This is a genomic window from Enterobacter sp. PTB, assembly GCF_051130085.1.
Taxonomy (GTDB): Bacteria; Pseudomonadota; Gammaproteobacteria; order Enterobacterales; family Enterobacteriaceae; genus Enterobacter; species Enterobacter ludwigii.
In genome coordinates this window covers 177909-191992 of sequence record NZ_JBDKEE010000008.1, presented here as the reverse complement: position 1 = coordinate 191992, position 14084 = coordinate 177909, and the positions used below count along the sequence as shown (strand labels likewise).

Annotated in this window: 13 protein-coding genes; 9 read left to right on the top strand and 4 right to left on the bottom strand. The window is 56.2% G+C overall.

Annotated features, from left to right (window positions below):
- Positions 1-49: 49 nt before the first annotated feature.
- Together mrcB and hrpB are read right to left on the bottom strand one after the other, a co-directional pair.
- Complete coding sequence (gene mrcB / locus AAIR21_RS12630; protein ID WP_025205202.1) at positions 50-2575, bottom strand: bifunctional glycosyl transferase/transpeptidase; 2526 nt, start codon at positions 2573-2575, stop codon at positions 50-52.
- Positions 2576-2751: 176 nt separating this feature from the next.
- A complete protein-coding gene (gene hrpB / locus AAIR21_RS12625; RefSeq protein WP_183516757.1) occupies positions 2752-5181 on the bottom strand; it encodes an ATP-dependent helicase HrpB in 2430 nt (809 codons plus the stop codon).
- A gap of 73 nt (positions 5182-5254) precedes the next feature.
- On the opposite strand from hrpB, the gene thpR reads away from it, so the two are divergent.
- The 9 genes from thpR to panD all read left to right on the top strand — a co-directional run bounded on the left by thpR (position 5255) and on the right by panD (position 12216).
- Positions 5255-5809 (top strand): RNA 2',3'-cyclic phosphodiesterase, encoded by a 555-nt coding sequence (gene thpR, locus AAIR21_RS12620; protein WP_014168680.1) that lies wholly within the window; start codon positions 5255-5257, stop codon positions 5807-5809.
- Positions 5799-6503 carry a DNA/RNA nuclease SfsA gene (gene sfsA, locus AAIR21_RS12615; protein ID WP_014168679.1) on the top strand — a complete coding sequence of 235 codons (705 nt, stop codon included), beginning with the start codon at positions 5799-5801 and terminating at the stop codon, positions 6501-6503. Before thpR ends, sfsA begins: the two co-directional genes overlap by 11 nt.
- Positions 6504-6679: 176 nt before the next feature.
- Positions 6680-7135, top strand: coding sequence for an RNA polymerase-binding protein DksA (dksA, locus tag AAIR21_RS12610; RefSeq protein ID WP_001155232.1), 456 nt, complete (start codon positions 6680-6682; stop codon positions 7133-7135).
- 59 nt (positions 7136-7194) lie between these two features.
- On the top strand, positions 7195-8085 hold the full coding sequence (gene gluQRS / locus AAIR21_RS12605) for a tRNA glutamyl-Q(34) synthetase GluQRS (protein WP_014168677.1): 891 nt from the start codon (positions 7195-7197) through the stop codon (positions 8083-8085).
- 42 nt (positions 8086-8127) lie between these two features.
- Positions 8128-9525, top strand: a complete 1398-nt coding sequence (gene pcnB / locus AAIR21_RS12600; protein ID WP_071605427.1) for a polynucleotide adenylyltransferase PcnB — start codon at positions 8128-8130, stop codon at positions 9523-9525.
- On the top strand, positions 9522-10001 hold the full coding sequence (gene folK, locus AAIR21_RS12595; RefSeq protein ID WP_183516758.1) for a 2-amino-4-hydroxy-6-hydroxymethyldihydropteridine diphosphokinase: 480 nt from the start codon (positions 9522-9524) through the stop codon (positions 9999-10001). The genes pcnB and folK overlap by 4 nt, the downstream gene beginning before the upstream one ends.
- Positions 10002-10123: 122 nt before the next feature.
- Positions 10124-10915: a 3-methyl-2-oxobutanoate hydroxymethyltransferase gene (panB, locus tag AAIR21_RS12590; RefSeq protein WP_014168674.1), complete on the top strand. Its 792-nt coding sequence runs from the start codon at positions 10124-10126 to the stop codon at positions 10913-10915.
- Positions 10916-10926: 11 nt separating this feature from the next.
- A complete protein-coding gene (gene panC / locus AAIR21_RS12585; RefSeq protein WP_183516759.1) occupies positions 10927-11778 on the top strand; it encodes a pantoate--beta-alanine ligase in 852 nt (283 codons plus the stop codon).
- Between the two features lie 57 nt (positions 11779-11835).
- Positions 11836-12216 carry an aspartate 1-decarboxylase gene (panD, locus tag AAIR21_RS12580; protein WP_014168672.1) on the top strand — a complete coding sequence of 127 codons (381 nt, stop codon included), beginning with the start codon at positions 11836-11838 and terminating at the stop codon, positions 12214-12216.
- A 40-nt stretch (positions 12217-12256) separates the two neighbouring features.
- Here the strand turns inward: panD and AAIR21_RS12575 are convergent, their stop codons facing one another.
- On the bottom strand, positions 12257-13504 hold the full coding sequence (locus AAIR21_RS12575; RefSeq protein WP_014168671.1) for a polysaccharide deacetylase family protein: 1248 nt from the start codon (positions 13502-13504) through the stop codon (positions 12257-12259).
- 63 nt (positions 13505-13567) lie between these two features.
- Positions 13568-14008, bottom strand: a complete 441-nt coding sequence (locus AAIR21_RS12570; protein ID WP_025205377.1) for a PTS sugar transporter subunit IIA — start codon at positions 14006-14008, stop codon at positions 13568-13570.
- Between the last annotated feature and the right edge of the window lie 76 nt (positions 14009-14084).

Below are 14084 nucleotides of genomic sequence, written 5' to 3'. Positions count from 1 at the left end.
ATGGAAAGTACAGGTAAAAAAATCCCCCCTTTCGGGGGGATGTGAAGCGTTAGTTACCGCCGAACATATCTTTAATCCAGCCCGCGACACCGTCGCTGTCTTTTTTCTCATTCTGCTGCTGCGGCTGTTGTTGCGGCTGCTGCTGAGGCTGAGAAGACTGCTCGAACGGGTTACCCGTCGGTTGCTCTGGCTGGCTTTGCTGGCACAGCGAATCCGGGTTGGTGGTCCAGACAGGCAAGGTACGCATACCACCGCCACAGACAAAGTTACCAGAACCGTCCACGCCCATATCGACAATATCTTCCGGCGCCACCAGATTCAGCGGTACCGGAGACTGATTCGCCAGATAGCGCTGGTAAATCGACATCGCCCCGCTCGCACCGTACAGTTTGGTTGGCTGGTTGTTATCGCGGCCTACCCAGGTGATCACCACTTCACGGCCATCGATACCGGCGAACCAGGTATCCACGTTATTGTTGGTGGTCCCGGTTTTACCTGCCAGATGCAGGCCCGGATACTTCGCACCCAGTTGACGTCCGGTCCCCCGCTGCACAACCTGCTGCATCGTCCACAACGTCATATAAGCCGCCTGCGCTGGCACGGCACGTTCCGCTTGCGGGAAGCTCTGATACAGCACGGAGCCATCCTCAGCAATCACTGAACGCAGAGCAGAGAGCGGTGCACGGTTACCCCCGCTGGCAATGGTCTGGAACGCCTGAGCCACTTCGATCGGCGTCAGGTTAAGCGCCCCCAGGATCATCGCCGGAACAGGATGGAGCTGATCTTTCGGCACACCCAGTTTCTGCCAGGTGTCGACAATCGCCGGCAGACCGAGCGCCATACCCAGGTTCACCGTTGGCACGTTCATCGAGCGGGTCAACGCATCCACCAGCATGACCTGGCCGCTGAACTGTTTATCGTCGTTCTGCGGAGACCATACCTGGCCGTTAGGCTGGCGCAGGGAAATCGGCGCATCGGCAATCCAGGTATTCAGGCGATACTGGTTAGGCTGACTCAGGGCGGTAAGATAGGTTGCCGGTTTTGCCAGTGAACCAATCGAACGTCGCGCCTGCATTGCACGGTTGTAGCCTGCGAACTGCGGCTCAGCACCGCCCACCATGGCGCGAACTTCGCCGGTGTTACGGTCAACCACCACCATCGCGGTTTCAAGATCGCTCAGCTTACGCTGTTTCTTCAGCGCCGGGATGCCTTCCACCGCAGCTTTTTCAGCGGCTTCCTGCGCCACGGAATCGAAGGTAGTAAAGATCTTCACGCCGGAGAGATCTTTCACCTTATCACCGAGCTTGCTTTGCAGCTCCTGACGCACCAGCTGCATAAACGCAGGCTGAGGTGAGATCACGCCACCGCGCGGCTGAACGCCGAGTGGACGTGCGCTCAGCATGTCGTACAGCTCCTGGTCAATCACCTGCTGCTGTTGCAGCAGACGCAGCACCAGGTTACGACGTTCCAGCGCCAGTTTCGGGTTACGCCACGGGTTATAAATGGACGCCCCTTTCACCATGCCCACCAGCAGCGCCTGCTGGTCAAGGCTCAGCTCTTCCACCGGACGACCAAAGTAGTACAGACTTGCCAGCGGGAAGCCGCGGATTTCGTTATCCCCGCTCTGACCGAGGTACACCTCGTTCATGTACAGCTCAAGGATACGATCCTTGCTGTAACGCGCATCCATCAGTACGGCCATGTACGCTTCGTTGGCTTTACGCCAGTAAGAGCGTTCACTGGAGAGGAACAGGTTCTTCACCAGCTGCTGGGTCAGCGTACTCGCCCCCTGCACCGTCCGTCCGGCGGTCAGGTTAGCCAGCACCGCACGGCCAATCGAGTAAAGGCTGATGCCATCATGCTCATAGAAGTGACGGTCTTCGGTTGCCAGCAGGGTATCAACCAGCAGGTCCGGGAAGCCGTTACGGGCAACGAACAGACGTTGTTCGCCGTTCGCCGACGAGAGCATGGTGATCAGACGCGGATCGAGACGGAAGAAACCGAACTGACGGTTGTTATCCATGTTCTCGATGGTGTCCAGACGATCGCCGTCAAAGGTCAGACGCGCACGCACCTGGCCCTCTTTGCTGTCCGGGAAATCAAACGGACGGCGGATCATCTCAATGCTTTTCGCCTGCACGGTAAATTCGCCAGGACGCGTCATTTTCGACACCTGACGATACTGGGTGGCTTCCAGCAGTTTCACCATCTCGTTCTTGCTGATGGACATATCTGGCTCAAGGTTCACCATGCGGCCATACACCGCCGCAGGCAGTTGCCAGACTTTTCCGTCGATACGGCTACGGATCTTCTGATCCAGATAGACGCCGTAAATCGCCATCAGCACAACAAATACAATGAACAGCTTCAGCAGCAGCCAGAACCAGCCGCGCTTGCCCCGAGGCTTACGCCCTTTGCCTTTCCCTTTACGCGGCATCGGTTCTTCATCCTCATAATCGTCTTCATAGTCATCGTCATAGTCCTCATCTCTGAGGCGACGACGGCTTACCTTTTCTTTCGCCGGACGCGTTGGTTTTCCCTTACGTCCTATTGGCTCGCGGTCATTCCCCGCCATGCTTTTTCTCCGCAACTTTCAGGCGCAAGGGCCCGATTCTCTTTTCTTCCACTGGCCTGTGAAAGAAGAAATCTCTCAAAGTAAACAGCAAGACCTTCCAGACAGGAACGTCTTTAGTATTTTCTCCCGCACCCTGCGGGTGAGGGCATCAAGCCGCACGTTCCCAGCCACACCCGTCACGAATATTTCTTCGTCCGTCGTGTCGGTGCCGTATTTGCCGGATCGTCCGGCCAGACATGTTTGGGATACCGCCCCTTCATCTCTTTTTGCACGTCACGGTAGCTCCCCGCCCAGAATGCCCCCAGGTCGCGGGTAATCTGTAACGGGCGATGGGCTGGCGACAACAGCTCCAGCACCAGAGAGACGCGCCCTTGCGCCACAGAAGGCGTGGTGGCTTCTCCAAACATTTCCTGCATACGTACCGCCAGCGCCGGAGGATTATCCTCGTGATAACGAATGGCAATCCGGCTTCCGGTCGGCACAGTGTAATGCCCTGGCAGTTCACTATCCAGACGTTGACGTAATGACCAGTCCAGTAAATTCTGTAACGCGACCTTAACATCAAGCGCTTTTAGCGCACGCAGCGAGTGTACACCGTGCATTTGCGGCAGCAGCCAGCGTTCCAGCGAGCCCAGCAATGTCTCATCATCGACCGCGGGCCAGTCATACTCCGGTAGCCAGCGCGCGGCACAGTGAAGACGAATACGGTACTGTTCCGCCTCTGGCGTCCAGTTCAGCACCCCTAACCCTTTGTCCCGGATGCCGTTCAGCATGGCCAGATGCAGCACCTCTTCCGACGGTTTTGCCAGCGGCGTGGTGCCGAGGATCAGTTTACCTGTCTGGCTGCGACGAAACGCCTTCAGCGTGCCCTGAGCCTCATCCCATTCCACGGTATCGGATTGCTGGACCAACTGCGGACAGGCACGCGTCAGGGCATCTATATCCACCGCGATAGCCTGTAAAATACGCGCGTCCGGGGAGTGGCTACCCTGTAACAGTAACGGCGCAATCAGCCATTCGTGACGCGTCATGGCGTCATCGCTGTCCAGCATCGCACCCATGCCATTGGCCAGTTGATATCGCCCGTCCAGACCGCGACGACGCGCGATTCTGTCGGGAAACGCCTGCGCTAACAGAGGCGCGATAGCCGCGCTGTCTGGCGACCCGGCTTTGCCGTTAAGTCGCCGGCAAAGCTGCTGCGCCCGCTGCTGCCAGTTCCCCTGATTGCGGGAAAAGGCCTGCGCCAGATCGCTGCTGCCACCGCGTGGTGGCTCCTCAAGAATAGCCGCCAGTTTCGCCGCCGTAGCAATTTCATCCTCCCCCTGCGCGGCCACCAGCATCGCCGCCAGGCGAGGGTCATTGCCCAACGCGGCCATTTTTTGCCCGCGGGATGACAATCGCTCACCATCAAGCGCCCCCAGGCGGTTCAGTAAGATCCGCGCAGCAGCAAGGTTCGTGGCGGGTGGAGGATTAAGCCAGGTCAGCTGTGCCGGATCCGGGCATCCCCACTGCAGAAGATCCATCACCAGCCCCGCCAGATCGCTGTGTAAAATTTCCGGCGTGCTTTGCTGTGCAGCGCGCTCAGCCTGCTCCGCGCTGGTCAAATGCAGGCAGATACCGGGCTCAAGACGTCCCGCACGGCCTGCTCGCTGGACCATTGACGCCTGGCTTATGCGCTGCGTCAGCAGTTTAGTCAGCCCGGTACGCGCGTCAAAGCTCGCCACCCTCTCCTGCGCACTGTCCACCACTAGGCGAATGCCTTCTATGGTTAAACTGGTTTCGGCAATATTGGTTGCCAGCACCACCTTACGCTGCCCCGCGGGCGCGGGCAGGATTGCTTTACGCTGATCCGCCAGTGACAGCGCGCCGTAGAGCGGGCAAAGCAGCACGTCACTTCCCACCCGGGAAGCCAGTTGGTCCTGCACGCGCTGGATCTCGCCTACGCCTGGCAAAAACAGCAGTAGCGATCCCGATTCCTGGCGGAGCAATTCGGCGGTTGCGATGGCTACCGCGTCGTCAAAACGCTGATGGGCAGGCAATGGTTGATAGCGACGCTCAACGGGAAATGCTCTGCCTTCGGAGGCGATAACCGGCGCGTCGGGCAACGTCTGCTGCAGTCGCTCGTTATCCAGCGTAGCGGACATGATAAGCAACCGGAGGTCGTCGCGTAGCCCTTGCTGAACATCAAGTAACAGCGCCAGTGCCAGATCTGCCTGCAGGCTACGCTCGTGGAATTCATCCAGAATCACCAATCCGACGCCGTTTAACTCCGGATCGTTTTGCAGCATGCGGGTCAGGATCCCTTCGGTCACCACCTCAAGGCGCGTGGACGGGCCAACGCAGGTTTCGGCGCGCATACGGTAACCCACCGTCTCGCCCGGCTTTTCACCAAGCAGTTCCGCCAGGCGCTGCGCCACGTTCCGTGCGGCCAGCCTGCGCGGCTCCAGCAGGATAATTTTCCCGCGGACAGTGCCCTCTTTGAGGATCTGCAGCGGCAGCCAGGTGGATTTACCTGCGCCCGTCGGGGCGTTAAGTAAAACCTGCGGTGCATGGTGTAAGGCAGCAAGAAGCTCAGGAAGGACGACGGCGACCGGCAATGAGGACACTAACAGCTCCAGAGGGTTAACATTAGTCGGCGTACATTGTAGCATCGGCGCATACCATTACCGAGTCCCCTGTATGTCTGAGTCGAAACGGCTGTTTTTTGCCATAGAATTGCCCTCCACGCTGCAGCGAAAAATCGTTCGCTGGCGAGCCAGCCATTTTCCCCAGGACGCAGGCCGTCCGATCGCGGCGGCAAACCTGCACCTGACGCTGGCCTTTCTGGGCGATGTCAGCGCCGAAAAACAGCGCGCGCTGGCAGCAATGGCTGGCCGCATTTCTCAGCCGGCGTTTACGCTGCACCTCGACGACGCGGGCCAGTGGCTGCGCTCACGCGTGGTCTGGCTGGGCACGCGCCAGCCGCCCCGCGGGCTTTTACAGCTTGCGAGTATGTTGCGCGCCCAGGCGGCTCGCAGTGGGTGTTACCAGAGTCCGCAGCCGTTTCATCCGCATATCACCCTGCTGCGCGATGCCGGTCAGGCCGTTGCCATTCCGCCACCCGGCTTTCACTGGGACGTTGAGGTCAATACCTTCGCGCTTTACGAATCGGTCTTTACCCAAGGACGCACCCGTTACACGCCGCTACAGCGCTGGTCGCTGGGCGATACCCTAAGGAATTCTGATGAAGTTTAGTCCTGCCCTGCAGCACGCCACGCTGGTTCAACGCTACAAACGCTTTCTCGCTGACGTGATCACCCCCGAAGGTGAACAGCTCACGCTGCACTGCCCGAACACCGGTGCCATGACCGGCTGTGCGACGCCGGGTGACACGGTCTGGTATTCCACTTCAGAAAATACTAAACGCAAATATGCCCATACCTGGGAAATGACCGAGACGCAAAACGGGGCATTTATTTGCGTGAATACCCTGCGCGCCAATCAATTAGTTAAGGAAGCATTGACCCTTGGCACCCTGCCCGAACTGGTGGGATATGGCACGCATAAAAGTGAAGTTAAATATGGCGATGAAAGCAGCAGAATTGACTTCATGTTACAGGCGGAAGACCGGCCCGAGTGCTATATTGAAGTAAAATCAGTGACGTTAGCGGAACAGGAAAACGGCTACTTCCCGGATGCGGTCACGCTACGGGGGCAGAAGCATCTGCGGGAGCTGATGAGTGTTGCGGCGGCGGGCAAACGCGCCGTATTGCTGTTTGCGGTTTTACATTCAGCCATTGAACGATTTTCTCCAGCCCGCCATATTGATCTCAAATACGCGCAATTGTTGAATGAGGCACAAAAGCAGGGGGTGGAGGTTTTGGCTTATAAAGCGGAACTTTCTGCCGATAATATGACTCTGAGATCCTCTCTTCCCATTGTCTTATAAGGGATTAGACGATTGACTATTAAGTGTTCTGGCCGCGTGCGCAAATACGCTTTTCCTCACAGGCTTGTCAAGTGTTACGTTTAGATAATTGCCATACGGAAAAGCATCTGCTATTTATAGCGACCTGATTTTTCCCCCAACACGGGGATCGATAGTGCGTGTTAAGGAGAAGCAACATGCAAGAAGGGCAAAACCGTAAAACATCGTCCCTGAGTATTCTCGCCATCGCTGGGGTGGAGCCGTATCAAGAGAAGCCGGGCGAAGAGTATATGAACGAAGCCCAGCTGTCGCACTTCAAGCGTATTCTTGAAGCATGGCGTAATCAACTCAGGGATGAAGTCGATCGCACCGTTACTCATATGCAGGATGAAGCTGCTAACTTCCCGGACCCGGTAGACCGTGCCGCTCAGGAAGAAGAGTTCAGCCTCGAACTGCGTAACCGTGACCGCGAACGCAAACTGATCAAAAAGATCGAAAAAACGCTGAAAAAAGTCGAAGACGAAGATTTTGGCTACTGCGAATCCTGCGGTGTTGAAATCGGAATTCGTCGCCTGGAAGCGCGTCCAACCGCCGATCTGTGCATCGACTGTAAAACGCTGGCAGAAATCCGCGAAAAACAGATGGCCGGTTAATACCAGCGCTGTTTACACACTCTAAAGGCGGGAGTTTCTCCCGCCTTGTTACTGTTGATATGTCTGAATCACACTATATTGGGCGCTTCGCGCCATCCCCTTCTGGTGAATTACACTTCGGCTCATTAATTGCCGCCCTCGGCAGCTACCTGCAGGCTCGCGCCCGTCACGGTAAATGGCTGGTCCGCATTGAAGATATTGATCCTCCGCGTGAAGTTCCCGGTGCAGCAGATACCATTCTGCGTCAGCTGGAACATTACGGTCTTCACTGGGACGGCGACGTCCTCTGGCAGTCAAGGCGACATGATGCCTACCGGGAACGCCTGGCGTGGCTCCACGCACAAGGGCTCTCCTACTACTGCACCTGCACCCGCGCGCGTATTCAGAGCGTGGGTGGCGTCTATGACGGCCACTGCCGCACGCGCAATAACGGCCCAGAACTGGCCGCCGTGCGCATAAAGCAGCATGCCCCGGTGACGCACTTTACTGATTTACTCTCCGGCGAGATCCATGCGGATGAACGTCTTGCACGCGAAGATTTTATTATCCACCGCCGTGACGGCCTGTTCGCCTATAACCTGGCGGTTGTGGTTGATGACCATTTCCAGGGCGTGACGGAAATTGTGCGCGGGGCTGACCTGGTGGAACCTACCGTGCGACAAATATCGCTCTATCACCAGTTTGGCTGGAACGCGCCGGATTACATTCATCTGCCGCTGGCGGTCAATGAACAGGGCTTTAAACTGTCAAAACAAAATCATGCGCCCGCCCTGCCAGACGGCGATCCGCGCCCTGTTTTGATCGACGCGCTGCGATTTCTCAACCAGAATGTAACCAACGAATGGCAGGATTTGCGAATTGACGAACTGCTGAAAATGGCGATCGCCAACTGGACGCTGACGACCGTGCCAAAAATCCAGCATTCTCAAATGCGTTGCGCTGAGCTATGATTAGCCGCTTTTTTCATAACAAAACACACTACGAGGTGTACTATTTTTACCCGAGTCGCTAATTTTTGCCGTAAAGTGCTAAGCCGCGAAGAGAGCATGGCGAACGACGCTATTGCGCAAAACCGCATGTCGGTTATTCCACGTGAGCAGCACAATATTTCCCGCAAAGATATCAGTGAAAATGCCCTCAAGGTGCTCTATCGTCTGAATAAAGCAGGCTACGAGGCCTATCTCGTTGGCGGTGGGGTGCGTGATTTACTGCTGGGCAAAAAACCAAAAGATTTCGACGTGACGACCAGCGCCACGCCAGAGCAGGTGCGCAAATTATTCCGTAACTGCCGCCTTGTTGGCCGTCGTTTTCGTCTTGCTCACGTCATGTTTGGGCCGGAAATTATTGAAGTGGCGACCTTCCGCGGTCACCACGAAGCGGGCGAATCCGATCGCACCACCTCCCAGCGCGGCCAGAACGGCATGCTGCTGCGGGACAATATCTTCGGCTCTATCGAAGAAGATGCCCAGCGTCGCGATTTCACGATCAACAGCCTTTACTACAGCGTGGCAGATTTCACCGTCCGTGATTACGTCGGTGGCATGCAGGACCTGAAAGACGGTCTGATTCGCCTGATCGGCACGCCGGAAACGCGTTATCGTGAAGACCCGGTGCGTATGCTGCGCGCCGTACGTTTCGCCGCCAAACTCTCAATGCGCATCAGCCCGGAAACCGCAGAGCCGATACCGCGTCTGGCGACGCTGATTAACGACGTGCCGCCAGCCCGTCTGTTTGAAGAGGCGCTGAAGCTGCTGCAGGCCGGTTACGGCTACGAAACCTACAAGCTGCTACGCGAATACAGCCTTTTCCAGCCCCTGTTCCCGACCATTACGCGCTGCTTTACCGAAAACGGTGACAGCCCAATGGAACGCATGATTGCGCAGGTGCTGAAGAATACCGATACCCGCATTCACAACGATATGCGTGTGAACCCGGCGTTCCTGTTTGCCGCGATGTTCTGGTATCCGCTGCTGGAAGCGGCGCAGAGAATTGCGCAGGAAAGCGGTCTGGCCTACTACGATGCGTTTGCGCTGGCCGCAAATGACGTGCTGGATGAAGCCTGCCGCACGCTCGCCATTCCAAAACGTATTACGACGCTGGTGCGTGATATCTGGCAGCTTCAGCTGCGCATGTCTCGTCGTCAGGGTAAACGCGCCTGGAAGCTGATGGAGCATCCTAAATTCCGCGCTGCGTTCGATTTACTGTCGCTGCGTGCTGAAATTGAACGGAACCAGGAACTGCAGCGTCTGGCGCAGTGGTGGGGAGAATTCCAGGTTTCAGCACCGCCAGAGCAGAAAGATATGCTCGTCGACCTCGATGACGAACCGACGCCGCGTCGTCGCCACCGTCGTCCGCGCAAACGTGCGCCGCGCCGTGAAGGTACGGCATGACCCTGGCGTATATTGCCATCGGCAGCAATCTGGCCTCTCCGCTGGAGCAGGTTAATGCTGCCGTTCAGGCGCTGGGTGAAATCCCACAAAGCCGTATTGTGGCGGTCTCTTCTTTCTACCGGACACCGCCGCTGGGGCCACAGGATCAGCCTGATTACCTGAATGCCGCCGTGGTGCTGGACACTGCGCTGGATGCCGACACGCTGCTGGATAATACTCAGCGAATCGAACTGCAGCAGGGCCGCGTACGCAAAGCCGAACGCTGGGGGCCGCGCACCCTCGATCTCGACATTATGCTGTTTGGCCACGAGGTGATTAACACCCCCCGTCTCACCGTTCCGCACTACGACATGAAAAATCGCGGCTTTATGCTCTGGCCGCTGTTCGACGTTGCCCCTGACCTCATCTTCCCTGACGGCCTCGCGCTGAAGGCAGTGCTGGATAGCCTCGACGCAGAAAAACCAGCCCGCTGGTGATCCGCGTTTTTACCGGTTAACCCTCACGGAATTGTGGTTAATCGGTTGCCTAAAATCATTGTTCCCTCAAATGTTACTGTTAGAATGCGCAAAGATTCGCTTTTGGGCTATCAGGAAACAGTATGAAACCAACCACCATCTCCTTACTGCAGAAATGCAAACAGGAAAAGAGACGCTTCGCCACCATTACTGCGTATGACTACAGCTTCGCTAAGCTTTTTGCCGAAGAGGGTATCACTGTCATGCTGGTCGGAGATTCGTTAGGGATGACGGTACAAGGCCATGATTCCACCCTGCCGGTGACGGTCGAAGATATTGCCTACCATACCCGTGCCGTGCGCCGCGGAGCACCTGCCTGTCTGCTGCTTTCCGATCTGCCTTTTATGGCCTACGCGACCCCAGAGCAAGCGTTCGAGAATGCGGCAACCGTCATGCGTGCCGGGGCCAATATGGTCAAAATCGAAGGCGGAGCCTGGCTTGCAGAGACCGTGAAAATGCTCACCGAACGTGCCGTGCCGGTCTGCGGCCACCTGGGTCTGACGCCGCAATCCGTCAATATTTTTGGCGGCTATAAGGTGCAGGGCCGCGGTGACGCGGCACAGACACTGTTTGAGGATGCCCTGGCGCTGGAAGCCGCTGGCGCACAGCTGCTGGTGCTGGAGTGTGTGCCGGTTGAACTGGCAAAACGCATCACCGAAGCGCTGTCGATTCCGGTGATTGGCATTGGCGCAGGCAACGTTACCGACGGTCAGATTTTAGTGATGCACGACGCTTTTGGTATTACCGGCGGCCATATCCCTAAATTCGCCAAAAATTTCCTGGCAGAAGCAGGCGACATGCGTGCTGCTGTGCGGCAGTATATTGCCGACGTTGAATCCGGTGTTTACCCGGGTGAAGAACACAGTTTCCATTAAGGAGTCTTGTTGTGCTAATCATTGAAACCCTGCCGCTGCTTCGCCAGCATATCCGTCGTGCACGTCAGGAAGGTAAACGTATCGCACTGGTTCCCACGATGGGTAACCTGCATGACGGCCATATGAAGCTTGTTGATGAAGCCAGAGCGCGTGCAGATATCGTGGTGGTCAGTATCTTCGTGAACCCCATGCAGTTTGACCGTGCCGACGACCTGGCGCGCTATCCGCGCACCCTGCAGGAAGATTGCGAAAAACTCAAAAAACGCCACGCCGACATTGTCTTCTCTCCGGCATCTGCAGACGTCTACCCGCAGGGGACCGAGGACGCGACCTACGTGGACGTGCCGGGCATTTCAACCATGCTGGAAGGCGCCAGCCGTCCGGGCCATTTCCGCGGCGTTTCAACCATCGTCAGCAAGCTGTTTAACCTGGTGCAGCCCGACGTTGCCTGCTTCGGTGAGAAGGACTTCCAGCAGCTGGCGTTGATCCGTAAGATGGTCGCCGACATGGGTTATGATATTGAGATCGTGGGCGTGCCGATTGTGCGTGCCAAAGACGGTCTGGCGCTCAGTTCCCGTAACGGGTACCTTACCGCGGATGAGCGTAAAATCGCGCCGGGATTGAGCAAGGTCATGAATACCATGGCGGAACAGCTTGTAGCTAAAGAGCTGAGCGCAGAAGAGATCGTTGCCCTCGCCGAACAGGCGCTGAACGACAAAGGCTTCCGCGCTGACGATATCCAAATCCGTGATGCCGATACGCTGCTTGAGCTGACCGATACCAGCAAGCGCGCGGTGCTTCTGATGGCTGCATGGCTCGGTCAGGCACGCCTTATCGACAATAAAGTGGTTGAGCTGGCATAACTCTCTACCTCCCCTCGTTCGCGGGGGGTTAACGCATGATGATTAAAGGTAAACGTAATGATTCGCAAAATGCTGCAAGGTAAGCTTCACCGTGTGAAAGTCACTCAGGCCGACCTGCACTATGAAGGCTCCTGCGCCATTGATCAGGATTTTCTTGATGCAGCGGGCATCCTTGAAAACGAAGCCATTGATATCTGGAACGTGAATAACGGTAAGCGCTTCTCTACCTATGCGATCGCGGCGGAACGCGGCTCCAGAATTATCTCCGTGAATGGTGCTGCCGCTCACTGTGCTGACGTCGGTGATATCGTTATCATCGCCAGCTTCGTGATGATGTCTGACGAAGAAGCCCGTCGCTGGCAGCCAAAAGTGGCGTACTTCGAAGGCGACAACGAAATGAAACGCACTGCGAAAGCCATTCCGGTCCAGGTTGCCTGATATCCTGAAGGCTGTGAACCGCTCACAGCCTTCTCTCATCTCATCCCTGCGGCTGATTACTGATAAGCCGCGACATCGTCTCCAGCGAATCCGTCCTTAAAATATACAGTCGCTTAAGCAGGAACGGATTGTCCCCGGGCTTCACTTTGCCTTTTACCGTTGTCACCGCCAGGTGGAACCCTGCGTCATTCGCTGCTTTTACCGCTTTGTCGTCATAGGCGCCAAACGGATAAGAGAGATAGAGCACGTGCGGGTTAAATTGGGCCAGCGCCCGGCGTGAACGCGCGAAATCGAACAAAATCACGTGATGGCTACGGCTCAGTAAGATCGGGTGTTTATTGCCGTCCACCCGATGCAAGAAGTGGGTATGGGACTGGATATCAAACACATCCTGGATCTGCTCAAGCTCAGAGACACTCATAAACTGCAGGTATTTCGGCGCCCACTTCTGCGGATGACGTTTTATACGCGACGAGATGATAAACGCCGTCGCCTTGAATCCATACGCTTTGAGGACGGGATACGCATAGCGGCTCACCGACTTCAGCCCGTCATCAAAGGTGATCACCACAGACTTCGCCGGCAGGTTCATTTTGTTACGCACATACCCTTCAAGCTGAGCCATCGTCAGCGTGGTATAGCCCTGATCGCGAAGCCAGGTCATCTGGTTGCTGAACGCACGCACGCTGGTGGTCGTGGAGGTATGTCGGAAACGGGTGTTCTCTTCATCACGCAGGATATGGTGATAGGTCAGGACCGGGATGCCGTTATCTTCCTGCGCATCCAGGCTGCTGATCCACGCCAGACGATTGCCGATGCGGATCTGATACCAGGTCTGGTTCAGACGGTCTTTAAGTTTATTCAGAATCGGGTAGCGAAGGTTAGCACTCATCGTGCCGAAAGGGGCGCTTCCGCTGCTGGGGGCGTTAAAGACAGGCGTGTCTTTCCAGGTTATCAGGTTCTGGTTACTCAGCGGTTTATTTAAATCGCCAAGGCTGTCTTCCACGCGCTGTTTGCCCTGCACGTCTTCCAGGTGCTCTTTATCAATAAAGCCCGTGCCGAAGCCAAAACGAAACTCGTAGTAATCAGCGGATGTGGGGACGACGGCCAGGATTTGCCCGGCACGAATATTGCCGACATTGACCACATTGTTACCTACTTGCGCCCAGATAGCCGCATCTTCGGTGGTTTGCATATATCGGGCGGGAAGCCCTTGCTGAGCGATCAGGCTGGCAGATGCGCCGCCGGAAACCAGCAGCAACAGAAGGAACACAACGCGCATGAACATGGAATATTAATCGACACGAAAAATCAGCCACCATTGTAACAAAAGCAGCATCAATACCAATGTTTAATTCTTATACAAATCATGGAGCAAGACAAAGGGAGGATTTTTTTGCTGCTGATGCCACAGGCTGCTGACGCCGGCCACTTTTTTGTCGACGATCGCATGACGGAATTCAGCGCTGCTTAAGGTTTCCCGGAAGGGATACATGGATTCCAGCAGCAAAAAGTTAATGCCTGATATCACTTCACAGTTGTCGTGCTTGTGGCTCAACAATGCCGCAGAGCGATAAGGTGCCGCGCCGGATTTATCGGTCAGGAAGATGACGCCGTCACCGGTGTCGGTTTCATGCAGGGCATCGCACATCATGCGGCTGAGCATGTTGGTGCTCAATCCACGCCAGTAGTTAACCGCACGGCATTGCGCCAGCGGACCAAATCTGGCCTCCAGTTTATCCAGCATATCCTGCGCCTGTTCATCATGGCAGGCGATCACCCATCCCAGCATCACTCTCTCCTTAGCAGGCAAGTAGTTTAGCGGAGTGAAGGTTAGCGTACGGTGATAACAATCAAAGAAAAGCGCC